Raw genomic sequence first — 24,350 nt, 5'->3', positions numbered from 1 at the left:
TTCTCCTAATGATAATTCCAGGTGCTTACAGCCTTTACTTTCAAATTAGAATCTAGCAGAACGTAGCCGTCAATATTATAACCACCCGCAAAGAACACATATACGGTATCCTGCAATTTTTTCGTTGAAATGACATATCTATTGAAAAGGGTCATTGCAGTTGTAGTCGGGCGATCATCTGCCATTCCAGATGATTCCGTAAGATTTACGACTTTGCCATTCTTTACGGCCATCAATTCCATTTCGTCATCCATAATGCCGCAACCAGAAGTGTCCGGGATAAGCACTTCATAAAAAGATACGTTATCCTTGTACCCTACTAACGGTTTGATAACGACATCGCTTGACTTGGCATCTCTTTCAGAGATAAGATTTTCGTTATAATCACATTTGCAAATAGTCCGTTTCTTTCTAAAGTATTGCTTTACAAGTTTATCCTTTATTTTTTGTTCAACAGAACCATCAATCGCAACCGGTTCTATTTTTTCGACATTCGTTCCAAGCGGAACCGCAAGTAACGGCGGCATCCCTTTTCCATTTTCTTTCCAGGTTTCTAGGATGCGATTTAAAGAATCAAATTGAATTTTATTTTCTAACGAAATGGAACTTTTTGCAAGTCCGATTTCACTCCATTTGCGACGCATAAACTCCAACGTTCCTGCATCCACACGCTTTCCGTCGGCATTAATCACTTGCCATGATTGTTTCATGATTTTATGCGAACAAGACTTTATGTTTTTAAAAATTCCACCCGCATTGTCACCTTCGGTAAAATCACACGACGGAGACCACCCTTTATCTGTCCTTACGAATGCTAAGCGAATATAATCTCCATCATGTTCGTAAGCCTTTTTATCTTCAACAAAACCAAGAGCCGTAATTTCTTGGGCGGCGGCACAAAGAGGAAAAACAAAAAAGCACAATAGCCAACAGAACACTGTATTGAATCTTATTTTCACAATTCCTCCCTTTTCTCGCAAGTACATTAAAAAATAGTCTTTTTTATAAAAAAGAAGTCCCCGATTCCTTCGACTGCCACTCAAGACAGGTTCATTCGGGGATAACGATCAAATTTGCGCGCATTTTCATTTACATCGCGCGCATTTCCATTTGCAACGTGCGCAGTTTTTTTTCACGATGCGCGCAGTTCACCGATACATTTACTTTACCGGAACAATTCTTCCGTAGTAAGCACCGCGAGCAGTTTTTTCACCATTAACTTTGCAGCCCTTGAGGTTGTAATCGCGCTGCATCTTGTACTCGCTATTCCGCAGAACTACATTGCGAATGGCTTCAGTAGAATCCTTTTTCTCTTCGGCGGCCTTGACAAACGTAATCTTGTAAAGTTCGCAATCTTCGAATGCGTCAATGGTATCGCCTTCTTTATACGTAGCGCCATTGTATTTGCCTGCAGGTTCCGTTTTTTCCTTGACATTCTTCGGCTTGGGTTTCCAAATCTTGAAGTTTCCCGTCAAATGGAGCATGGCCAGGTAATGCACCAAACCGTCATAGTAGCGTTCGTTGCCTACGATGGGCTTTGCATCCCACGCCTTCTGTAATACCTTCTTGACCAAATCCTTGTATTCGGGTACGTCGAGCAAGGCGTAAGTCGCCACGGCATTCGCGCCTGCCTGCCCAATCGTGAACGCGCCTGTCGGATCAGAGCCGTCCCATTCAAAATGGCCATGTCTGTAATTATCCTTTTCAAAGAAATCTGTAATGAGCTTCGCAATTTTTGTTTGACGTTCCGCATCCGCGCCGAACAAATAGTAATCCATGCCATAATTCATGGGGCAGCGAATGGCATCGAACGAATATCGCTTCGAATTATTGCCAAACGCATAATGCGGAGTTCCGTCAAAGTTGCTGTAATCGGTGCACAATCCCGATTTAGAGTTTGCGGAATTGTAAATGTGGTCTCGCGTAGCCTTTGTTGCCTTTTGCCATTTATCCTTATTGGTATCAGACCAACGGCTAAACAAATCAACGAATGCCGGCAAACTGTAAGAAGCATCGCCCCAAGTGTTGTTGCCATCAGTTGGCTGGAACGTAGCAATATAGGACTGTTCGCTATACAAAGAATTGCCATTGCCTTTCCAACAAGCTTTCAAAATTGTTTGCGCGTCCTTCATGTAGTCAGCATTGTCCCAACGGTTTGCAGCAAACAAAAGCGACATCATAAAATAGATTTCGCCATCGGGCGCATTTCCCTGATCACGTGTAGAACCATCACGATTCGCTTGCCAAGAGAAATAGCCGTTGCCACCTCTGGCGGGATCGTGCCACAAATGACTTTTGGCCCAATTCCAAAGTTTTTTGAATTCATCTTTATGGTTCGTCTGCACCGCAATCATCATGCCGTACGACATTCCTTCGGAGCGAATATCATTATTGTTAATATCAACAATGTACCCGCCATCCCGATCTTCGTAATACACTGTTTTATCCGCTTGTCCCCCGAAGTAGTGATTCCACAATTGGTCCAACTTCTTTTGTATATCTTCATCGGTTTTGCCTAGGACCGTCTTGAAAGGGCTTGTGTAATCGCCTGTGTAATAAGCGCCCTTGTAATTGGTCTCATCGCAATCCGGGCCATAATAGGCTCCATCCTTGTCGAAGAATTGGGTTGGGAAGGTTTTTTCCGCAGTAGCTGACTCTTGAGCTACGGCAGAAGCCCCGAATGCAAACAGACCGAAAACGGTCAAAAATGGAATTATTTTTGAACTCCTCATAGTACTCCTCATTGTTATTAGAAAAGATATAAGCAACTAATCCCAATTGGGTCTATGCAAAGTTTTTTTTGTTGTATTGTTTTAAACGCCAAAATTTGTCAAAAAATGCAATTTTTTGACGTTTTAAATTTCAATCGTTTCTTCGTCGCTTTCGATAAAAGCTTTGAGACGTTCTATAGAGCGGTCAAAATCATATTTAATGGAACATTCCCAAACAGTCACCACGCGGTAACCGAGCAAGGACAATTCCCAATTCGTCTTGATATCGCGTACAACATTATTGTCAAATTTTGTATTCCAAAACTCTGGGTTACTTTTAGGGCGACTCGTAAATTTGCAGCCATGCTGGTGCCAAAAGCAACCATTTACAAACACGACCACACTATATTTCAGTACAAATAAATCAGGCGACCCCGGCAAATCGCGCCGGTGCAATTTGTAGCGAAAACCAGCCTTGAAAAGCGCTCGGCGCACCAACATTTCCGGTTTTGTATCTTCGGAACGAACCGCCTGCATCATCTGCGAGCGGTTCATAGAAGAGCGTTTTTTGCGCCGGCGTTTCATTGTCCTGATGCGTGGGCCATCGGTAAATTACGGTTCGCGACCGAGAACAGCTTTAGCGAGCTGGTCGGCGCAAGATGTCGGCTTGCCACCGCATGTATTACCGAGCAATTTTGCAGCAATATCTTCGGCGGTCATACCTTCACAAAGTTTTGCAATCGCCTTGAGATTTCCGTTGCAGCCACCCGTGAAACGAATATTACGAATTTTATCGCCATCGCGCGTAAATTGAATCGTCGTGGCACACGTGCCTTTAGTATTGAAAATTTCTTCCATCCGAGAACCTGCTTGACAAGCGTTAAACATACCATGAATATAGATTATTTACACTTTTCACAAAAGAACTGATATCGTTATTTCATAAAAACGAGTATATTAATAAAGTGAACAGTATACTTCAATTAATATCAAAACACAGAAGTGCCATAATGGGCTTTGCCATATTATGGATTATGCTGTTTCATTTGCGCGTTCCTACAGATTTGGCCGTCATTGATTTTATCAGGTCCGTTGGTTATGGCGGTGTGGATATCTTTTTATTTTTATCCGGTTTCGGTCTTTACTATTCCCTATCTAGAAAAAATTTTGATTTAAAGAAATATTACAAGAGCAGGTTTTTCCGTATCGTTCCAGAATTTTGGGTTGTACTAAGCGTTGTTTTCTTAGCACAAATGGATTTTAGCACCAGAGCTATTTACTCATTGATTTGCAAAGCAACAACACTTGGCTATTGGATTGGTTATCGTGACGAATCTTGGTTTATCTCTTGCATTTTATTTTTATACGCAATATACCCAATTTACTTTAAGTTATTCAAGAAATACGGAATTAAAGCATCCTTCTATTTTATCGGAGCAGGATTTTCTTTAATGTTAATCTACGCCTTAACTTGTATTCTTTGCTACAACAACAAGAACTACGGGGGTTTCATCATTTTAACTTACGCAAGAATCCCCATATTTTTCATAGGCGCTATTTTTGGTCACTGGGCAAAAGACGGCTGCAATATTGAACTCAGCAAAAAACTAAAAACAATTGGATTGACCGCCGCGTTTGTCGCTGCAATTATTTTAGTTATATTTCAAACCTATTTTTTCTACGCATTGCAAACTTGCTCCCTAGCCTATCTCCCTTACATTATCATAACTCCCGTTCTGTGCATACTTCTTGCAATATTTTTTGACAAATACAAAACTATTGATAAAATATTTACCGTCTTTGGGCTAATGTCATTAGAATTGTATTTGTGCCACATATTTATATACAAATTATTTTTTGATTTTATAGACTTTCTCGACAAGGATTCTTCGAATATTCTCACCATGCTCATTTCATTTTTTGCAGCATACTTACTGTACATTGTCAATAAAAAAGTCTTGTCAAGAAGAACCAACATCAGAATCAGGCCTTGACGCTATTCGAGGTTGCACGAAGTCCGTGTTGCAAAACCGCTTTTATTACATTTTAAAACATGAATCTAAAGAAATTTTTCAAGCTATACATCACAGTTGCAATTTCTGTCTTTGTAACTGCCTGCACAACGTCTGCACCAGAGGACAACTGCAAAGAGGTATCTTACGACAATATACAGTGTTATAAATATTCACACGATGAATGCGGAAATATCATTTGTGCACAAGATGCGTTTAACCAAGCAGACTATTTCACTTCTATCCTTAAAGCCGTTCAAGAATCCGGCAAATACACCACACGTGATTCCGTTGCCGCGTACTTGTGCAAGTTCGACAAGCTGCCAAGCAATTACGTGGGCAAAAACGAGGGTCAAAAACTTTACGAATCCAAGACCGGCAAGACCTTCGAAAAGTGGAATTTCAACCCGTGGACAACTATCGGCGTGATGATTGGTGGCGACAAATTCAATAATTATGCCTCCAACGCAAGCAACTATCATGCGACCTTGCCAGAAGGCTCTTATCACGAAGCCGATGTTGAATACTCCGCCAAGAATCGCGGCACCAAGCGACTCGTCTATCAAAGCGATTGCGTTATTTACTATACCGCAGACCATTACGAAACTTTTAGCAAGCTAGAAATTCAGTAAATTTTTACGACGAACCTACCCCACTCTCGAGGAGTTCTTATGAAATTCAAAAAGCTTTTGTACAGCACTGCATTCGCAATTTCTGCTACCTCCGCTCTCGCTGCTCAGAACGCCATCGAAATCGACGACACCCATCCCGGTATCGTCATCAACAAGCAGAACATGATGGGCGCAGATCTTGCCATCTGGAACCCGCCCTCCCGCTATTACGACATGACGCCAGCCCTCGTCGATGGCGGCTACACGATTTTCCGTTTCCCGAACGGGAGCTTGAGCAATGACTACCATTGGAACGGTGCCGGCAAATACGACAGCACTGGTCTTTGGACGCCAAGCGACACAGACTGGGCACCAGGATTTCTCGGCGAAACAATTTACCGTGGCACTACCAAGGACAACTACGGATTCATTCGTCGCAGCCACCTTGCCGATAACAACATGAACACCATGTGGTGGGGAGAAATCCTCGACCCGAAAGATCCGCCTTGGATTGTCATCGAGTTCCCTGAAAAGAAAGACCTCGATTCCATCGTCATCGACTGGGGCAATCTCCGCCCGAAATCTTTTGAACTCTCGTATTGGACCGAAGACTACGCCGATTATCCGGGCGTTCATCAGCATGCAGAAAACAAGTTGAAGAGATGGGGCACCGTCAAGGTTACGGGTAACCAAACCAAGTACAAATTTCCAACAACGCGAGCACGTTACGTTGCCGTAAAGTTCAAGACAACCGACTTGCCGTCTAAGGGCGTGCAAATTCGTGAAATGAAGCTCTACAGCGGTTCTGACGATTTACTCGCCGGGAATGATTACAAGTTCTTTGCCATGTCCACCCGCAACGGCGATAAGCCGCGCACCGACTGGACTAATATCAAGTGGCATTTCGAAGAATTCATGACCTACATCAACCAGCTTCCGAAACTGGTGAACGGTCAAAAGGCTCAAGCCGTTATTTGCGTCAACGCAGGCACAGGCACGTCCAAAGAAGCAGCCGCCTGGGTCAAGTACGCAAATAAAGTCAAAAAATACAACATCAAGCAATGGCAAATCGGCAACGAACTCGATGGCGAATGGGAAGAATCCGGTCCGCTTTCGGCAAGGCAATATGCAGCCCGCTTTATCGAATACGCTCGTGCCATGAAGGCTGTTGATCCAAGTATCATCTTGCATGGTCCGCTATTCAGCACGCACAAGATGTTACAAAAAGGCGCCGGCCTCAACGATGGAAAATACTGGATGGCCGAATTCTTGCGCATCGTCGGAGAAGCAGAAAAAGCCGATGGCAAGCGCTATCTCGATGTTGTCGACTTGCACACTTATCCGTACTGGGCCCCCGAAAACTTGAACGCCAAGGACATGCTCAAGGCTAGCCTTGATGTAGCCCAGAATGCCGACACGCTCAACGCTTGGATGAACAAGTACCTCGAAGGCAAGCGCCGCGTATTCCTCTCGGAATTCAGTACATCCGTGCAAGGCTCACAAATTTGGATGGACTACCCGCAAGCCGCCGGCATCGCGAACATATTCGCACAGTACGCCGTCCGCTTCGGTGACCGTTTCCAAGCGCTCCCGTGGGACGCCTTCGGCAACGTATTTGAAGGTCCTGACCACACATGGGGTACCATCAGCATGACCGCACTTTTGAAAGAAGGTTCATGGAACCGCTGGGCAAGCCTTGAGCCAACCGCAGAATATTTCGGTGTCTACATGGCATTCAAACGATTCCTCGAAAACGGCTACGCAGTGGTTCCTGTCAAGAGCACTACCGCAGATGTAGTTCCTTACGCCATTTGCAAAGGCAACAGCTGCAACGTGCTTCTCGTGAACCTCACCGACACCAAGCAAATTGTGCAGGTTGACCGCAAGAGCGAAAAGAGAAAACCGAGCAATGCACGCGTAGAAGTTGACGTATTCGGCGAAGATCAATTCAAGTGGATTGGCGACCAAAGAAACGCATTCCCGTATCCGAAAATGGGCCCGAGCGGTCGCCGTCTCGAAGGCAAAAACACCGACATCGAAATTCCTCCGTTCGGAACAGTTGTCGTCCGCATGAACCCGCCTGCACAGGCAAACAACGCCCCCGAAGTGCTCGCCATAGCGCTCGAAAAGAAGGTCATGACCGCAGGCGATACGCTCGACCTCTTCGTGACTGCTGTACAAGATGGCGGGGAACTCGCAGGAGCCGACATTCAAATTGACAAATGGGAAAAGAAACCGCTCACAATTCATGCTACGCCAGACGATAGCAAGTGGAATTCTTCTATCGAAAGTTTCCATGTCAAAATTCCTGTCACAGATAAAGTTATCAAGGAAGCCCAAGAACTCAAGATTACGCTTATCGGCAAGAACAAAAAGAAAGCAACCTTCAAAGTTCCATTCCGCATTCGCGGTGCATACCGCACCACAAGCGTCATGCAGAACTTCGATAACGGTTTAGACAACGTATCGTGGTTCCCGGTCGTCAATGGCGACAACGCCACGTCCATGGATGCAAAAATCATCAACGGCAATCCGCCACTCGGTGGTTATATCCGTCACGACTTTATCGTGGAGCAGCCTCCTGAACTTGGCTGGCCGAACTACTCCGGTGCTTACTACACCGTCCCGGAAGAAGTCAAAAAATCGGTCGGCATCGTTTTCGATTACGCCACAACGCACAACAATCCGCAAGGCTACATCGAACTGCAAATCATGTCGAGCCAGGTCGAAGACTACGATGAATTTATGATTCGCCTCAAGAACACTCGCGGCAACTGGGTCCGCGACACGCTCATCTGGGAAAACATGCAACAAGAAGGTTGGGGCAAAACAATTCCGCAGCTCGACCCGACCAAAATTAAGAACTTCGCATTCCGCGCCCGCCACAGCGGCAAGGGATTCATCAACCTCGACAACATCTACTTGCTTGGCGAAGATGGTAAGGAAGTTCCTATGCCCAGAGGGCTCCGCAGACTCAGGTAAATATCTGTATTTCGAGACGTGAATGGTGATGCCGGCACTAGGGCCGGGATGACTGCATAACGAAAACGCCGTCCTTGCAATAAGCAGGGACGGCGCTTTTCATATTATGGATCCTATCGCCTTCGGCTCCAGGATGACTAATTACGCGAGTTCGTTCACGTGGTCGAGCACGAGCTTCTGCGCTGCGCCATTGTACAAAACCGCGTCATAGTTTTCGCCGTTCTTGCCCACGCGAGATTCCGTCACAATACCATTCTGCGACCCCGTTTCCGTCGGCACAAAGAAAATCTTTCCAAGCGCATTCTTCTTTTCTTCGAGATAATTCTGCGACACAAACCAATCGCGAATCGTCTTGAAGTAAATCTTTTCGACGTTGGAATCTTGCGGGAGCAAATCATTCAAGCGCCTTGCAATTTCGCTTACCGGCACCGGAGCTTCATCTGCTGGATAATTCTTGATTTGATCATCTGTAACATGGAACTTTTCTTTGCCAACGCGACCCGTTTCACCAAGTTCAGCACGTTCCCTGCGCTTTGCCAAACGTTCATTTGCCTGTGCAACACATTTGTCAATATTATTTAAAATAAACTTCTGTGCATCAACATTACATTTCGTATAAACAGAATGATGCCCACGAATATCGGCTTCGACACGAGCAAAGCCAAGTTCTTCGCCATGCGGAGTCGGCAAATTCAAATCTTTACCCTTATCGCCTTCTTGTTTCAAAAGGACGCCCTCTTTCGAAAGCACTTCGGCAACATCCGCATAAACAAGCGGCATCATTCCGCTATCCTGCGGAATTAAGAAATTCAAGCGACGAACAATGCCCGAAACAGAAACCGGTTCTTCCGAAACTTCAAACTTAGACAACATTTCAGGAGTAAAGACAAGTTCTTTATCAGCCGCATCACGAACCATGCGCGGTTTCAAGATTTTCGGCGGTTTCGGTGCCTTAGCCTTTTCTTGACGTTCCATCACAGGCATCACTTTTTGCTTTAAATAATCGGCCACATAAGTCAGGCACTTGCTAATACGGTCCTGTCGGCATGCGTCCCCTTCTGGCAAGGATTCCTCAGTCAGAGGATTCACTCCGCAAGAAAGCTTTCTCAGATACATTTCAGCTCTTTCAAGAATTTTAATTTCGGCTGGCATTATTCAATCCCTTTTTAAACTTTTACAAGCAAAGAACAATATAACATCTTTTGCATACAAAAAAAGCCGGCACAGTAAATACCGCACCAGCTTTACACCATATTACACCAATTTTTTAATACTAGCCGTAAATAAAGCCAAGAACAATGGCTATTAAAGAAAAGATCACGACTTGCCTTAATACGATGATATCTTCTTTCTGCATAGTAATACCCTTCTGTTTTTTTCTGAATCTTAAGATAGATTTTTAAAAAGGGGACCGCTCAGATGTAAGAAAAACATCATTTTATACTTTTTTACATAGTGATATAAATCATACCACTACACAAACAGGCCGCTTAGATATCTTTTTCTCTTTTTGCAAGGAACGCCAAAAGCACAAAACTGCCGATAACAACGCAAATCAGCGGAAAATCCGAAAGTTGGCGCAAGCCAAGCCTTAAAAGCCGAACAAGCTGCGAGCTAGCAAAAGCGTAACCCACGCTGCAAAGAACAACAAATAACGCAAAGCGAACTACAAAAGGTAAGCTTTTTGTAATCCGTTTGAAATAATCGTTAATGTAAGAGCCGTAAAGAATAAGAAGCGTTGCCACCAACCCCACAGAAATAGAAGTCAGGTGGACACGCAAAAAACCTGCAAATTGGTGAATATAAGGCATCATTATAAAACCTCCAACAACTCGTTCAGTTGCGATTCCACGCGAAAACGGTCCCCATCGTTCGTAATTGCACGAATCCGCTTGCCTGGGAACAGTTCCGGTGCGCAGGCGCCACGCTGATTTTCAATACGTCGAGCAGCATCATTCTCGCTAAGTCCGCGAGCGACAAGGCGTTGCAATCGAACGCTTTCGGGTGCATCGACAATCCAGATTTCATCCAGCATTTCAACAAGCGATGGAGCGCGTGAAAAAAGCGCAGCCTCTACAAAACGGCACTTGTCCGCAGCATTCTCATTAGAAACGCCCACAGCATCCCCTGCGAAAAATTCTGCAACCGAGCGAGTCAAATACGGATAAACTATCTTTTCCAATTTTTCGCGAGCAGAAGCATCCGCAAAAACGCGGTCAGCAATCAAAGCGCTATTCACACCTGTCGGCGTTAAACATGCTTCGCCAAAGAACGCTGCCATTTCTGCACGGAGTTCAGCACAATCCCTGTAAAGTTCATGGACCTTACGATCGGCATCAAGCACCAGAAAATTACGAGCACGTAGCAAATTCCCTACAAAGGATTTGCCCGCACCAATAGAACCCGTAATTCCAATCTTTAGCATACCGCCCCCGCCTTTTGCACCAGCGCTAACGCCCTAGCGAAATCAGGCAAAGTCCAATCACCACGCCCAACATCGCAAAAAACTTCGTTTTGCTCTTGCGTTCCTTGAATATAAGAATTCCCGCCAAGAAACTGATGAACACACTCGAACGACGCAGCACTGTAATGACAGAAATCAACGCACTCGAATCGCTTACAGCTAAAAAATAACAACGATCCGCCACAATCAAAAGGACCGCCACCGCCAAGAAAGACCAACGGAACTGGAACGGAGTCGTTTTCTTACGAGTCGGGTACCATGTAAACATTGTCGTCAAGAACTGCACCACGCACATGTAAATGCTGAACCAAACCTGCACCGTCAAAGGTTCAAAGTTCATGCGTTGCAAAATCAACTTGTCATAAATTCCACTGCAAGCTGCAAGAATCGTCCCCAAGAGCATGGCCACCACCCAGCCGTTGCTAAAGAAGTGCCCCATCTCCTTGCGCCCGGCAAGGCTAAGCCCGATATACGAACAAATGCAAACCGCAATACCAACCCATTGCATCACCTGCGGACGTTCGCCCAAGAATCCCACCGCAATCATGATTGTAAACAAAGGAGCAAGCGCACGAATCGTCGTCGAAATACTGAGAGGCATGTGGGCTATCGCGCTATACGTGAAAAGCCAACTTCCGCCGACAATCACCGACTTCACCATCAAAAACAGATGGTCATGCAAAGTCAGCGGCTCGCAATGCCCGGTCAAAAGCACCGGCAGCATCAGCAGCGCATAAAAAACGCTACAAAGCAACAGAACCGGTCGGACAGCGTTATCTTGAACAGATTTTTTCTTGGCTAAATCGTAAAAACCGAGAAATACAGCGGAGGCAAAAGCCAATAATAACCATGACATAGCGCGCCAAATTTAAAAATTGCATGCCAAACTTTAAAGGTTTTTCTAATTATTTAAACATAAAACATTCCAACAAGGAGAAATAAAATGAGCATCAAAAAGAAAGCCGCTTCACTCATTGAAGAATTCAAGGCATTCGCATTCAAGGGCAATATCGTTGACATGGCCATCGGTATCATCATCGGTGCCGCCTTCGGTAAAATCGTCAACTCTTTCGTGAACGACATCGTAATGCCGCTCGTCACAGCAGTCATTGCAAAGTGCGGTGGCCAGAACGCCGGCGAAGGAATCAAGACCCTCGTTTACACAACCTCCGAAGGCATCGCCATTCCGTACGGCACGTTCATCGGTGAAGTCCTCAACTTCCTCATTGTCGCATTCGCCGTGTTCCTCATGATGAAGAAGTTCCTCGGCTTTATGCAGAACATGCGTAAGAAAAAAGCAGAAGAAGCCGCAGCAGCACCGGCAGCACCTCCAGCACCGAGCGCCGAAGAAAAGCTCCTCACCGAAATTCGCGACTTGCTCAAGAACAAGTAATATAAAAGGGCCCCGCAACGCCCCGGTGCAAAAAACGCGCAATCCCTTGCGCGTTTTTTTGTATTGTCACCCCGGCCACCAAGCCGGGGTCACCATTTCAGCTAAATCTTCAATTGAATCATTACATCCGCTTTAAACGGCAGATCTTCCGCCTGCGGCGTAGCAATCACCACCTGGCACTGCTTTTCGCGAATGAGCGACGCCACCGCATCACGGCGGTTTACGTCAAGCTCTGCAAAAATATCGTCCAACAGCAAAATCGGTTTTGTCAGGTAGCGCGAAGCCACATCTACCGCGGCAAAGCGCATGGCAACCGCAGCCGAGCGGCACTGCCCTTGCGATCCGACAGAACGCATCTCGTAACCCGAAGCGCAAAGAGCCAAATCATCACGATGCGGGCCAGCCATCGTCATGCCCTGCAAGCGTTCCACGAATTCCAAATCCGCAAGCTTACGCGAAAACGCATTACGGAGCATTTCTTCACTAGGCGCATCTGAGCCATCCGCGGCATTTCCATCAGCATTCACAGAACTTGAACTTTCCGCGCACTCCCCGCAAGCAATTCCAACACCACTTTCGCTAGCAACAGTCGCGCCCGCCGGGATTTCATCCATCATCTCGTCCGTCATTGAATCCGCAACATCAAGCGCATCTAGCGACTTGAGAATCGAACTCTTGTACGCACAAGTGATTTCATCCACACCGCCCGAAAGCTTGCGGTAATATCGCGTGATAATTTCGGAAACTTCTTTGGAGAGCATAATGCGCGCCGCCCAAAGTTTAGCCCCAAGATCAATCAGTTGTTGCGTCAAAACGCGGAACAAATCCTCGCCACCAACAGCAGCACCGTTTTGCTTAAACTCCTTGAGCCACTTATTACGTTGTTGCAAAACTCGCTTATAACGACGCAAGACCTGCGCATTTGCCGATGAACGGTAACAGAGAATTTCATCGAGCCAATGCCTGCGCACCTCCGGCCCGCCGCGCAAAAGTTCAATATCCGAAGGCTGCATAATCACAGCCGGGCATGTTCCAAAAAAAGCCGTCGGAGATTTTAGCGATTCGCCGTTTTCGCGCACTTCACTCCCTCGCGAGTGAACACGCAATGCGCGCGTTCTCGAACGACCTTCATCTTCAAACTCGCCACGCAAAATCAGTTCATTATTCTTCCACGTGATAAGTTCGCGCAAGTCACGCGACCGGAACGAAAAGCCTTGAGCCAGCAAGTGAATCGATTCCAAAATCGTCGTCTTGCCGCAACCATTAGGCCCACAAATTACATTTATGCCAGCATCGAAGTTGCAGTCCATCGATTCCAGACTGCGCACCTTCGAAATGAACACCTTAGAAATCAAGGAAGGTATCCCCTCAAACCAAGGGTAAACGGAGTCCAAATACCCGCGCGAGTTTCGTAAAGGAACGCATAGTTCACTTCAATCGGATATTTCTTGCGGCCAATGTGGATATCGAACTTGTAACCGGCACCAAACATCCAGTCCAAATCATCCATACCCACGCGAAGTGTAGCATTTGGAATAACTTCACATTCAAAGCCTACGCGACCCGTCCAAACATGGAGCTGCGGGTCAAACGCCAAAAGCGTATCGGCCACCTGATAATCGATAGCTTCCATCCAAGCATAAACCGGTTTGCCCATAATTTGCGAACGGTAACCAAGCCCAATTTGCAACACCTTCGGGCGCACGCCTTCTGTTGATGCAAGCGAATTATCCTTGCTCGGGTTTTTCGTCCACTTCGCAGACAAATTCTTACTGAAACTTAAATTACGGATTACCACAGACGAAGACCACTTGCGATTCCACTGGCGGAACCAGCTCAAGTTGATCGTCACCGGGCTGCGGAACGATTCTTCAACGCCATCATAAAATTCGGCAATATCCAAATTGTCGTAGCTCATCGAAAGCGAAAGGCCAAATGCATCCTGACGTGTTGCACGGAAAGCAAAGCCCAAGTAGAACATCGTAAAGAACGGTTCCGCTTCACCCAAAGTCTGGTCATCATTATCAATAACCTTGAAATCCGTATCGCCACGATAAAGCACAGCAAAGCCCATGCCCATGCGCTTTCCGACCTTACCTTCGACACCCAAGGAACCGCCCAAACGGTCCAAGTCACGCTTTTCAAAATTTATCGTAAAGCCAAGATTTTCACGGAAGCCAAGCAATGCCGGGTTCCAGTAAGCACCTGGCATCGATGCCGTATCGGCAGAGCCCGTGTTACCACGACCCATTTCACGGACGCCAGCGCCCATACGTTCAACAAAGCCATCAAAACCGCCCAATTCTGACTTTTTCGTAAAGGGGCCGGCCACCGCAGAACCAACAAAGGAACAGACCGCCAAAGCTGCAACTACAAGATTCTTCATTTTAATCATCTGAAGTTACCTCCAAGCGTCATCACCTTGCCCCAGCCAATATGCCCATGGTTATCCTTTACCCTGACGTAGTAAACACCCATCGTACAATCCTTGCCGTGATCGTCACGACCATCCCAAAAATCTTCTTTCGGATTCGAGCTACGTGAAGGGTCCGCATTGCGCACCGCGTCTTTCACAATCGTACGCACCTTGCGCATATCGTAACTGAACACTTCAATCGTCACTTTAGATTCGCGCCCCACCTTATACGAAACAAGCGATACATCGCTGTCACCGTCACCCGGAGCAATCACCGAAGGCACCATGCGTACAGAGCCCAAGTTATTGTCGAGCTTTGCGCGATTCAAAATGACACTCCAAGTTTTTCCAGAATCCGCCGATACCGAGACACCGTTACCTTCGGTCGCAATCGCAAGCCCCACGCGGTTTTTCGAAAGCGGGAACGTGCACATCGACATAATCGTCATCTTGCGGTCGGTCGCTCCCGTTTCGTACCCGTACAGCCATTGATTTTTGCCATCATCATCCTGTTCCCAAGCATGCGCACCAAGCGAATCCAGCTTGAGGTAACCGCTAATCATTCTACTGCCAACGGCACGGACAAGCACAAAAGCGGTCTTTCCAATAAACGCGACATCGCCTACGGTGTAATCCGATTCATCATAGATATCTTTCTTTTGCACCTTGCCTGCGGTATCCAAGAAATCCACCTTTGAAAAATCTTTTGCCTTTTCGCCATACAGGCGCCAAAGCCCGCCATTGATGTTGTCGTCCTTCTTAGAGTTTGTCTCGGCAATAATCTGGAGCGGTTCACCACCCATCCAAAGGCCCGTCACACGGGACGATTTCAACGATTCCGAAACGTTCTTTAAACCGCTCGAAGACTTGACCCAAACGCCCTGAGCCGTTGCAAGCCAAAGATCGCCCGTCTTGGGGTGCAGACGCACATCGAAAATTTCAGGATTCTTTTTCAAATCCAGTTCAGAATCTTTCTTGAATTCCTCAAGTTCACCCGACGTTGCATTCAGGACAAACGTCGTATCTTTTGCACCGTTTTTTCCGGACATGTCGTGAACCATCACGCCCAAGGCACCACGAGCAATCCACAAACGCTGCTTCGTTGAATCGTATGCAAAGCCACTCATCGCGTACTGCATCGGCTTTTCCAGAGCATCCGCTGCAGACGGGACATCGACCGGATATTCAACAATATTTCTCAAGTCGCGTATAGAGAAATAACCTGCCGGTTGCAAGTAGCGGTCATCATTGTTCATCGCAACCATCGGGAGCAAAAGACCAAGCTTTGAGCCCGCATACACCGCAGGAATACGCCTACGCTCGGCAAGATCATCTTCAAAAATTCCATCCTGCACGGCAGTCAATGTATCCGAGACCTTTTCCTGCTGCGGTTTTTCAGTTACAATAGAACCTTTATCCGAAACAGTAAAATTCAAAAGCGTTACACCGCTATAAGAATTGTCGCGCGAAAAAGCCCACAACTTTCCATATTCGCCTGCCGGGGCAACCGCATACACATAGTTGCTGAACAGCGTTTCGCCCGCCAAGGCGTTCCCGCACAAGGCACCCCCGACAAAGAGACTCGCGACGACTGATTTCATTTTGCCCAATTTCACGATTACCTCATATCGATTTCGTCAACACCTGCAACAGGCTTGTACTTGAAATCATCATTAGAAATTTTCTTGACCACCTTCATGTCCAGAATGCCATACCACGTGGCATTACCCGACGGGTCTTCCGTAAAAAGTCTCACCGGCGAATAATCCGTTTTCGATAGCCAAACTTCCATCTTGGTAAACTGCCCCGCATACTTTGCAGGGTCGAGTTTTAGCACCCAAAGCTTTTTTCCGGCAAATTCGCCTTCGCTCATTTCGAGCGCCTTGCAGTTCAGATACTTGAACAACAGTTCCGACGGATGGAGCGAACTCGACAAATCTTCCACAGCCTTTATAAGAACTTGCTTTTGTTCCACATTCCACTGCCAAAGGCTTTCGCCATCGCTGTAAAACTTGATTCCCAGAAGGTCAAGCTTGAACTTGTCCCCTTCGGCGACAACAAGCGTTCCCGATTGCGTATTCACATCCGGGGAATCCACTTGAAACATCTGCGCCCTAAAATTGAGGCTCCAGGCCTTGCCCGACTTGAACCAAGCCTTGGACTTGTCCAAAACCTGGTCCGCGGTCAACGCAAAAACACCTTGCACTAAGGCAAGCGATAAAAAAACAAAAAAACGGGGGGAGAATTTCATATCCACCTCTTTTAAAGACGCTACTAAATTTACAAAACTGAAGCCACTAAGACGAAGCATAACCGTATTTTTGAGCTTCAAGGAACAAAACATTGGTTTCAAATCAAAGATATTTCTATCTTTTGCACGTAAAATTCAAACAAATCTTTTTTTGGAAGGATTGTATGCGTAAACTCATTTTGCCGATTGCCCTTGCCGCTACCGGTTTTGCCATGGCCGCCGACATCGAAATCCACGGTAATGTCGATTTTGACTTCGCTAGCTACTTCAACAGGGATTTTGACCCCACTAACGCCGCAAACCAGGACATCGACTTGTCTGTGACGGCAAACCTCGACGAAAACGTTTCTGTAACCGTTTTCACGAATACCAAGAGCAATATCACTAACGGCGAAGGCGCTGCTGAAATCCGTCACGGTCTCGCCCGCTCTACGGCAATCACAAGCGACAATGACCGCTATACCGCATTCAATTTCGATGGCGTCGAACTCCGCTGGAAGCCGTTCCAAGACGTAAGCCTCGTATTCGGTGACTTGACCTACAACGCAGGTACATTCAATTACTACTTCTGGCGTGACCCGAGCCGCTATGCAGCAATCTCTCGCGACCAGAGCCTCCGCGGTTTCGGTGTGGAAGTCGGCAACAACAAGTTTGGCGACGGTAAGTTCTACATTGGCGCTACCGATGACAGCAAGGCAGCAATTGCCGTGTTCGGTACCTACGCCCTTAAGCTCTTGAACCGCCCGGACGAACACTTGACCATCACCCCGAGCGTGGACTGGGTATTCGGTTCCGAAGTCGGTCGTGGCTACACCTACTTCTTCGGTACAGAACTCGACTACTCCAAGAGCCTCGAAACCCTCAACTATAGCGTCTATGCCGCTTATGGCATCCACCCGTACAAGGGCGAAGCCGTTCACTCCTTCCTTGTGGAGCCGAGCTTGAACTACAGCATCTTCAACTTGGGCCTCAACTACTTCTATGCTATCGTTAACAAAGGCGAAGGATACACCGCAGCACCGCAAATCTTTACCGAAGACCAAATGCTCTTCGCCATCGAACCGAGCTTCAACATCACGAAGAAGTTCTCCTTGGGCGTAAGCTTTGAATACCACGATCCGGATTCCGAAATCAGCAAGGACGAATTCGAATTCCTCGGCATGAACTTCTACCTCTACCCGACCATCAACACGAACGTTACCTTCTGGTTCGGCTACAACTTCAGCAAGAACAAGAACCCGGTCGTCGGCAAGACGAAGTTTGCTCTCGGTATGAGCGCACACGCCGATTTCTAGCATTTGTCACGCCCGTCCCTGAACGGGCGCTTTCCTCTCAGGAAAATACAAGCGTTTAAAAGTCTCCGACACCCGTCGGGGACTTTTTTGTATCTCCACACCTTTGGACGAAACCATCATAGCAGACTCTTTGTCATGCCGGCCTAGTGCCGGCATCACCTTCTCGGATAAAAAAGGCGACCCCGGCAATACTGCCGGGGATTTTTTTTGCACGTCAAGATTTTACTGGACCTTTCGCCCCTAACGGGTCTCAAGGTGACGGAGATGCACGCGCCCCTATCACCGCACAAAAAAAGAACCCGCCGCGCATCCGCGGCGAGCCCTTAAAAGTTCTTTAATTCCGTTACGAATTAGTGACCGAGGTACTTACGACCAATGCCGTACTGGTCCTTGTATTCGATGTAGTCCGGAACAAAGCCGCCCGGGAAGGAGAAGCTTACATTCACAGAGCACTGGAATTCGTTCATCAACTTGCCCTTGCCTTTGAACTTCTTCTGCTTCTTTTCAATCTTTTCGTCGCCCTTCTTGCCAACGAGAACTTCAGCTTCGCACCAGCCCGTATTGCCCTTTGCAAAGACTTCCTTGCCTTCAGTAGAAACAAGCTTGATGAGGGACGGATCAAGTTCCGTGTTGTTACCCGTCGAAGCCCAGAACTGGAGTTCGCCAGAGAGGGAGTTCTTGGTAATCTTGATTGTCGGCATGGCCATCACGTAGCCCCACTTGTCCACGCGCTGCTTACCGCTCAAATCCGGAACGTTTTCGCCGAAGATGAGGAAGTAACCACGAGTGGCCTTGCGGCTCTTGTTCAAAGCAGCCTTGACCTGTTCGTTATTCGGAGCCATTTCAGCCATGCGGAGGAGCAAGTATTCGCTCACGACCGGATCTTCTTCAGAAGTAGCTTCCTGCAAATTACGAGCAACATAAAGCTTTTCGGTTTCTTCGCGGATGCTCTTGATGGCAGATTCTGCAATGTGGCGGGTCTTGGCGACAGATTCTGCAGAGTCGATCTTTGCAAATGCATTGATAATCGTTGCGTAGTCTACGCCTTCCTGTGCTGCCTGGCGCTTACCGATTTCACCGAGAGTCTTCACGTATTCTTCGACAGTAGCGTCTTCCTTGACCTTGCCGATATTCGATGCAGCTTTTTCAAAATAGTTATTGATGAGGTCGCTGCTCAAATCCTTCTTGGCTTCCATATCACCGGCACGTACGAGAGCGAGGGTGAAATTGTCAAAGAATTCATCGGACATTTTGCCCTTCTTCTTAGCCTCAAGATAGGAGTTGATTGCATTGCGGAAACGGCCTTCCTTAAGGTGTTCGTCGCCGCGCTTTTCGTTCGTACCCTTACAGCCAGTCATCGTCAAGGCGACGGCGGTAGCCAAAGCAGCAATGAAAATCTTCTTCATTTTGTATCCTTCAGATGAAGTTTTTAACAGAAAATATTGAAAAGGACTCTTTATCAGGTTAAAAAATGAAATTCACCCTTTCAGTTGAAATTTAAATAAATAAATTTATACATACCTATTTTTATAGGTAAATTTTTATTTGGAGTGTATAAAAAGCAATGAATATACTCGTCGTAACTCCAGAAGCGGGGAACTGGAAGGTACCAAGTCCACTCGCGACCGCTGTGAACTGCATGACATCCGCATTCGCAAATGCCGGATCTCAAGTTGTCACCTGTTCGCCGTTCTACAAAGATCATATTATAGACTCCGACAAGTATCATTGTGTTTTTAAAGGCGTCGAGGCATTGCAGAACAAGCCGTTCGAAGTATGGCGTTCCGACGAAGACCCGCTCCACACCTATATATATAATGAGGAATATTTCGGGCGTCCCTATGTCTATGGCCCGCCACACTCCCTCCCCTACAGCGACAACCACCTGAGATTTGCCATGTTCGCCTCGGCAGTGCTCACGTACTGCGCACAAAGCGACATCCAGTTCCAGGCCATCCTCGGTCACGAATGGGGCGGAGCACTCGTCGGCGCTCTCTGCCATACCGTCTATCAAGAGGCATTCCACAACATCCCGTTTTTCTTCAACATCCATAACATTACCTACGACTTCCATGTGCAGCCCAGCGAAATCGAAAAAATCGGTCTCCCGCGCAAGGACTTCAACATGGACGGCTACGAATTCTGGGGCAAGGTCAGTCTCCTCAAGGCTGGCGTTCTGTACGCCAACAAAGTGCTGTTCCCGTCGTCGGGCTACCGCGACGCCATGCTTAACACGAACCTCCCCGGTGGGCTCAGCGGGTTCCTCAACCGCAACAGAGACAAACTCCTCGGTATCCAGTTCGGCGTGAACTACAAGTTCTGGGACTTTAACGACGAAGCAAAGCTCCCCATCAAAGAAGCAAAGCGCAGAGCGAAAGCGAGCCTCGGGCGCCAGTTCGGCATGGATCTTTCGAACAAACTGATTATCTACAGCCACATGGACATGGAATCGGGCAATGCCTCCGAGACGCTTGCGACAATCCTTTCGGACATCGCAAAGCAGAACGCCCTTATTATCGTGGGCATTTCGCCGGAACACCCCGAATGGAACTACTACCAAGAAGTTTCGCACCAGTACAGCAACTACGTCCGCGTCCTCCAGTTCGACTCCGAAGAAGCGAACAACAGAGAAAAATTGCGCGACACGCTCGCCGCTTCTGACATTTTATTCGCAGCGAACCTGCAGGAGCCGTCCGCCTCGATTATCCTCAAGGCCATGGCCGCCGGTACGCTCCCGCTCACTGGAATAAACGTTGGCATAGCAAGCATGCTCACCGACTACACCCTCGAGACCGCTGGCGAAGCAAACGCATTCCTCGTTGACGACGCAAACGCACCGCACCAGATGTTACGTCGTATAAAAGACGCCATCAATGTGTACAACACGGAAGTCGCCGATTGGGACAAATGCGTAGTGAACGCCTACAGCGGGTTCCATTACGAATGGGCGAAGACAATTTCAAAATATTTACTAACTTTGGGTGAGCTGGGGCTTTAGCTCAATCGGTTAGAGCAGCGGACTCATAACCCGTTGGTTCCCGGTTCAAGTCCGGGAGGCCCCACTAATAGCGCTATCTCCAAAAGATAGTGCTATTTTTTTGTCAAAAAATATCTTATTTTTATGGCAATGCTTAGCAGGGGAGTACCATGAAAAAGCAAGGATTTTCCCTTATTGAATTGATGGTTACAATCGTAATCATGGGCACCATCGCCGCGGTCGCCGTTCCAAAACTGTTCGGTTTTATGGCAAAATCAAAAGCCACCGAAATCACTATGGCCGCAGGGACTTACATCAAAATGCAAGAAGCCTACATCCATGAACGCACTCAAGGCGGGACCTGGTTCAACATCGGTTACAAATCCCCCGCGGGCAACTCCACCGGCAAGGCGAGCACCACGAATTTCGAATACGATGCAGACCAAACCGTGCATAACTGGACCGCAGCAGCAAACGTTCCATTGAACGACTGCGAAAAAGGCAAAAAGTGGTTCGTCAACTATAAATTGAACCCGCCACACGACATGAAATACTGGGCATCCACAGACGATGCAACCAACTGTCTCGCCTCCTTGATTCCGAGTTTCCGCAGATTGAGCACAACGGAAACACCAATCACAAAAGCCGGTGAATAAAAGCAAATAGCCTTTCGCACCGTAACGCGAAAACAGCATTTCGCATTTTTTTTGAGAAATTATGCATTTCTCATGTAAATAATTATAAATATAGAGTTATGAAAATTCCATTTAATCAGCCACCATTTGTTGGCCCAGAAATTGAATATGTCCGTAAAGCCGTCGAAAGCGGCCGAATTTGCGGTGACGGGCAATTCAACCAGAAATGCCATGCTTGGCTAGAACAGAAAACTGGAGCCGCACGAGCACTGCTTACCACAAGTTGCACACACGCACTCGAAATGTCGGCACTTTTGTGCGGGATTCAGCCCGGCGACGAAGTCATTATGCCCTCGTTCACATTCGTCTCCACGGCAGATGCATTCGCCATGCGCGGCGCCAAATGCGTATTCGTAGACATCCGCCCTGACACGATGAACATCGACGAAAAAAAAATTGAAGACGCGATTACCGAAAAGACCCGCGCCATTGTTCCCGTGCATTACGCCGGTGTCGCCTGCGAAATGGATACAATCAACGCCATCGCCCGCCGCCACGATTTATTCGTCATCGAAGATGCCGCACAAGGCATGATGTCTACATACAAAGGACGTTCACTCGGAGCGCTCGGTGACTTTGGCTGCTACAGCTATCACGAGACCAAGAACTACAGCATGGGAGAAGGCGGAGCCATTCTCATTACCGATAAAAAATACGCCGACCATGCCGAAATCATCCGCGAGAAGGGCACGAACCGCGTGCAGTTCCACCGTGGCGAAGTCGACAAGTACACATGGGTAGAACTCGGTTCCAGCTATTTGCCTAGCGAACTGAACGCAGCCTACCTTTACGCGGAACTCGAAAACGCACAAAAGATTTACGACAACCGCATAGCAAGCTGGAACGCCTACCATGAACGTTTGCAACCGCTCGAAGACGCAGGTGATTTGCAGCTGCCGTACATTCCGGCAGAATGCACGCACAACGCGCACATGTTCTACCTGAAGGTCGCAGACCTCAAAACACGCACCGCACTCATCGCGCACTTAGTCAAGAATGGAATCCTCGCTGTATTCCACTACGTGCCGCTGCATAACGCCCCAGCAGGCAAACGCTTTGGACGATTCCATGGCGAAGACATTTACACCACTAAAGAAAGCGACCGCCTTTTGCGCCTCCCCATGTTCTATGGTCTAAAACCCGAAGATCTCGAATTTGTATGCAGCAAGGTCAAGGAATTTTTCGGGAAGTAAAAAGAACACACACGTCATTACAAGCGAAATAAAATGGAGCAAAGCAATCAACAAAAGAAACTTTTGCTGTTAGGTGGCAGCCATGCCGAAATTCCGCTAATTAAAGCAGCTCAGGAACTCGGTTGGTATGTGATAACTACAGGCAACAACCGCGATGGACTTGGCCACCCCCATGCCGACAAGACGGTATTTGAAGATTTTAGCAATAAAGAAGCTATGCTCGAACTCGCGCGGTCCGAAGGGGTACAAGCAGTTTGTTCTGGATGCAATGATTTTGCGTTACTTTCTACAGTCTACGTTTGCGAAAAGCTAGGATTACTAGGCCACGACAGTTACGCGACAAGCCTTGAAATTCACCACAAGGACAAATACCGCGCCTTGGCAACACGCCTTGGCATCCCGACGCCGCGCACAGTTGTTATCCGAAATACCGCCGAATTCGAAGCGGCCATTACAGGCAACAACGCCCTCTCCTTCCCCATCATCGTGAAGCCGGTCGATCTCACAGGAGGCAAAGGCATCCACCGCGCATGCACGCCCGAAGAAGCGTACGAAGCCTACCGCGACGCCACAAGCCGCACTCGGCAAGACCACATCGTGGTCGAAGAATTTGTCGAAGGCACAAACCACGGATTTTCCGCCATGCTCGTAAAAGGCAAAGTTGCATTCGCATTTGCCGACAACGAACAATACTATATCAACAAGTACATGGTCTCGGGCGCAAACTCGCCAAGCACATCTAACGGCGAAACGCTCGCAAAACTCCGCGATTACAGCGAGCGCATCGCCCGCGAACTCAACCTCGTCGATGGTATTTTGCACATACAGTACATCGAACGAGCCGACGGCACGCCTGTCATCATTGAAATTTGTCGCCGCTCGCCTGGCGACCTTTACATCAAATTCGTAAAGTACTCGACAGGTGTCGACTACCCGAAATTCATCGTGATGGCCGAAACCGGCATGGACATTTCCAGCATCGTTGATGTTCCGACACAAGGCTTTTGGCTACGCCACTGCATCATGGCAGATTGCCAAGCCGGCGACAGCTCGAAATGCGGAGCAACCATTAAAGGAATAGTTCGCGACGTCACTTTTGCACCAGAAATCCAAGGGAACATCATCGAAAAATTCTTGTGGTACAAGCCCGGTGAATTTATCACAGACAAGCTTACATACAAAGCAGGAATCGTATTCTTCAAGTTCAATTCGCTAGCCGAAATGCAAGATAAAACCGCAAGAATGACAGAACTAGCGAGAATCATAGTAGAATAAAGGAGATTCCGGGTCAAGCCCGGAATGACAACTAAAAACACCATGGCGGACCACATCCGCCATCTAATCAAAAAG

The 24,350-nt window shown here is 47.4% G+C and carries 22 protein-coding genes and 1 tRNA gene; 10 read left to right on the top strand and 13 right to left on the bottom strand.

Annotated elements, in window-relative coordinates:
* Positions 1-5: 5 nt before the first annotated feature.
* The 4 genes from BUA34_RS13010 to BUA34_RS12995 form a co-directional block, all read right to left on the bottom strand.
* A complete protein-coding gene (locus BUA34_RS13010; protein ID WP_139255947.1) occupies positions 6-959 on the bottom strand; it encodes a hypothetical protein in 954 nt (317 codons plus the stop codon).
* A 201-nt stretch (positions 960-1,160) separates the two neighbouring features.
* The gene (locus BUA34_RS13005) at positions 1,161-2,732 is read right to left on the bottom strand and encodes a glycosyl hydrolase family 8 (RefSeq protein WP_254794478.1); all 1,572 of its coding nucleotides are present in this window, start codon (positions 2,730-2,732) and stop codon (positions 1,161-1,163) included.
* Between the two features lie 123 nt (positions 2,733-2,855).
* A complete protein-coding gene (locus tag BUA34_RS13000; protein WP_072830279.1) occupies positions 2,856-3,296 on the bottom strand; it encodes a very short patch repair endonuclease in 441 nt (146 codons plus the stop codon).
* 27 nt (positions 3,297-3,323) lie between these two features.
* On the bottom strand, positions 3,324-3,569 hold the full coding sequence (locus BUA34_RS12995; protein ID WP_072830277.1) for a TIGR03905 family TSCPD domain-containing protein: 246 nt from the start codon (positions 3,567-3,569) through the stop codon (positions 3,324-3,326).
* A 152-nt stretch (positions 3,570-3,721) separates the two neighbouring features.
* Between BUA34_RS12995 and BUA34_RS12990 the strand changes: the two genes are divergently transcribed.
* Genes BUA34_RS12990 through BUA34_RS12980 form a run of 3 tightly spaced genes read left to right on the top strand, consistent with a single transcriptional unit; the run spans position 3,722 to position 8,316 of the window.
* A complete protein-coding gene (locus BUA34_RS12990; protein WP_072830275.1) occupies positions 3,722-4,705 on the top strand; it encodes an acyltransferase family protein in 984 nt (327 codons plus the stop codon).
* 59 nt (positions 4,706-4,764) lie between these two features.
* Positions 4,765-5,355 carry a ribonuclease domain-containing protein gene (locus BUA34_RS12985; RefSeq protein ID WP_072830273.1) on the top strand — a complete coding sequence of 197 codons (591 nt, stop codon included), beginning with the start codon at positions 4,765-4,767 and terminating at the stop codon, positions 5,353-5,355.
* A 39-nt stretch (positions 5,356-5,394) separates the two neighbouring features.
* On the top strand, positions 5,395-8,316 hold the full coding sequence (locus BUA34_RS12980) for a glycoside hydrolase family 44 protein (protein WP_072830271.1): 2,922 nt from the start codon (positions 5,395-5,397) through the stop codon (positions 8,314-8,316).
* 141 nt (positions 8,317-8,457) lie between these two features.
* On the opposite strand, the gene BUA34_RS12975 is transcribed toward BUA34_RS12980, so the two are convergent.
* From BUA34_RS12975 to BUA34_RS12960, 4 genes are all read right to left on the bottom strand, one after another.
* Positions 8,458-9,468 carry a hypothetical protein gene (locus BUA34_RS12975; RefSeq protein WP_254794477.1) on the bottom strand — a complete coding sequence of 337 codons (1,011 nt, stop codon included), beginning with the start codon at positions 9,466-9,468 and terminating at the stop codon, positions 8,458-8,460.
* Between the two features lie 338 nt (positions 9,469-9,806).
* Positions 9,807-10,130, bottom strand: coding sequence for a DUF3392 family protein (locus tag BUA34_RS12970; protein ID WP_072830269.1), 324 nt, complete (start codon positions 10,128-10,130; stop codon positions 9,807-9,809).
* A complete protein-coding gene (gene coaE, locus BUA34_RS12965) occupies positions 10,130-10,741 on the bottom strand; it encodes a dephospho-CoA kinase (protein WP_072830267.1) in 612 nt (203 codons plus the stop codon). Before coaE ends, BUA34_RS12970 begins: the two co-directional genes overlap by 1 nt.
* A 25-nt stretch (positions 10,742-10,766) precedes the next feature.
* Complete coding sequence (locus BUA34_RS12960) at positions 10,767-11,636, bottom strand: DMT family transporter (protein WP_072830265.1); 870 nt, start codon at positions 11,634-11,636, stop codon at positions 10,767-10,769.
* 87 nt (positions 11,637-11,723) lie between these two features.
* On the opposite strand from BUA34_RS12960, the gene mscL reads away from it, so the two are divergent.
* Positions 11,724-12,173, top strand: coding sequence for a large-conductance mechanosensitive channel protein MscL (gene mscL / locus BUA34_RS12955; RefSeq protein ID WP_072830263.1), 450 nt, complete (start codon positions 11,724-11,726; stop codon positions 12,171-12,173).
* Positions 12,174-12,274: 101 nt separating this feature from the next.
* On the opposite strand, the gene BUA34_RS12950 is transcribed toward mscL, so the two are convergent.
* The 4 genes from BUA34_RS12950 to BUA34_RS12935 are packed head-to-tail and all read right to left on the bottom strand — an operon-like array spanning position 12,275 to position 16,840.
* Complete coding sequence (locus BUA34_RS12950; protein ID WP_072830261.1) at positions 12,275-13,528, bottom strand: DNA replication/repair protein RecF; 1,254 nt, start codon at positions 13,526-13,528, stop codon at positions 12,275-12,277.
* Complete coding sequence (locus BUA34_RS12945) at positions 13,525-14,568, bottom strand: PorV/PorQ family protein (protein WP_072830259.1); 1,044 nt, start codon at positions 14,566-14,568, stop codon at positions 13,525-13,527. Before BUA34_RS12945 ends, BUA34_RS12950 begins: the two co-directional genes overlap by 4 nt.
* On the bottom strand, positions 14,565-16,190 hold the full coding sequence (locus BUA34_RS12940) for a hypothetical protein (protein ID WP_254794476.1): 1,626 nt from the start codon (positions 16,188-16,190) through the stop codon (positions 14,565-14,567). Before BUA34_RS12940 ends, BUA34_RS12945 begins: the two co-directional genes overlap by 4 nt.
* A 17-nt stretch (positions 16,191-16,207) precedes the next feature.
* Positions 16,208-16,840: a LolA family protein gene (locus tag BUA34_RS12935; RefSeq protein WP_072830256.1), complete on the bottom strand. Its 633-nt coding sequence runs from the start codon at positions 16,838-16,840 to the stop codon at positions 16,208-16,210.
* 164 nt (positions 16,841-17,004) lie between these two features.
* Between BUA34_RS12935 and BUA34_RS12930 the strand changes: the two genes are divergently transcribed.
* Positions 17,005-18,135 (top strand): hypothetical protein, encoded by a 1,131-nt coding sequence (locus tag BUA34_RS12930; RefSeq protein WP_072830254.1) that lies wholly within the window; start codon positions 17,005-17,007, stop codon positions 18,133-18,135.
* 350 nt (positions 18,136-18,485) lie between these two features.
* Here the strand turns inward: BUA34_RS12930 and BUA34_RS12925 are convergent, their stop codons facing one another.
* The gene (locus tag BUA34_RS12925; protein WP_072830252.1) at positions 18,486-19,541 is read right to left on the bottom strand and encodes a hypothetical protein; all 1,056 of its coding nucleotides are present in this window, start codon (positions 19,539-19,541) and stop codon (positions 18,486-18,488) included.
* A 158-nt stretch (positions 19,542-19,699) separates the two neighbouring features.
* Between BUA34_RS12925 and BUA34_RS12920 the strand changes: the two genes are divergently transcribed.
* The 5 genes from BUA34_RS12920 to BUA34_RS12900 all read left to right on the top strand — a co-directional run bounded on the left by BUA34_RS12920 (position 19,700) and on the right by BUA34_RS12900 (position 24,275).
* The gene (locus tag BUA34_RS12920; RefSeq protein WP_072830251.1) at positions 19,700-21,133 is read left to right on the top strand and encodes a glycogen synthase; all 1,434 of its coding nucleotides are present in this window, start codon (positions 19,700-19,702) and stop codon (positions 21,131-21,133) included.
* A tRNA-Ile gene (locus tag BUA34_RS12915) sits at positions 21,124-21,197 on the top strand. Before BUA34_RS12920 ends, BUA34_RS12915 begins: the two co-directional genes overlap by 10 nt.
* Positions 21,198-21,282: 85 nt before the next feature.
* Positions 21,283-21,768, top strand: a complete 486-nt coding sequence (locus BUA34_RS12910; RefSeq protein ID WP_072830249.1) for a type IV pilin protein — start codon at positions 21,283-21,285, stop codon at positions 21,766-21,768.
* A 98-nt stretch (positions 21,769-21,866) separates the two neighbouring features.
* The gene (rffA, locus tag BUA34_RS12905) at positions 21,867-23,000 is read left to right on the top strand and encodes a dTDP-4-amino-4,6-dideoxygalactose transaminase (protein WP_072830247.1); all 1,134 of its coding nucleotides are present in this window, start codon (positions 21,867-21,869) and stop codon (positions 22,998-23,000) included.
* A gap of 33 nt (positions 23,001-23,033) precedes the next feature.
* Positions 23,034-24,275 carry an ATP-grasp domain-containing protein gene (locus BUA34_RS12900; RefSeq protein WP_072830245.1) on the top strand — a complete coding sequence of 414 codons (1,242 nt, stop codon included), beginning with the start codon at positions 23,034-23,036 and terminating at the stop codon, positions 24,273-24,275.
* Positions 24,276-24,350 lie beyond the last annotated feature (75 nt).

The sequence above is a fragment of the Fibrobacter sp. UWB12 genome (assembly GCF_900142485.1).
In the GTDB taxonomy this organism is placed as follows: Bacteria; Fibrobacterota; Fibrobacteria; order Fibrobacterales; family Fibrobacteraceae; genus Fibrobacter.
Note: the sequence above shows the minus strand (reverse complement) of the source record. Positions and strands in the feature narration are given on the sequence as shown.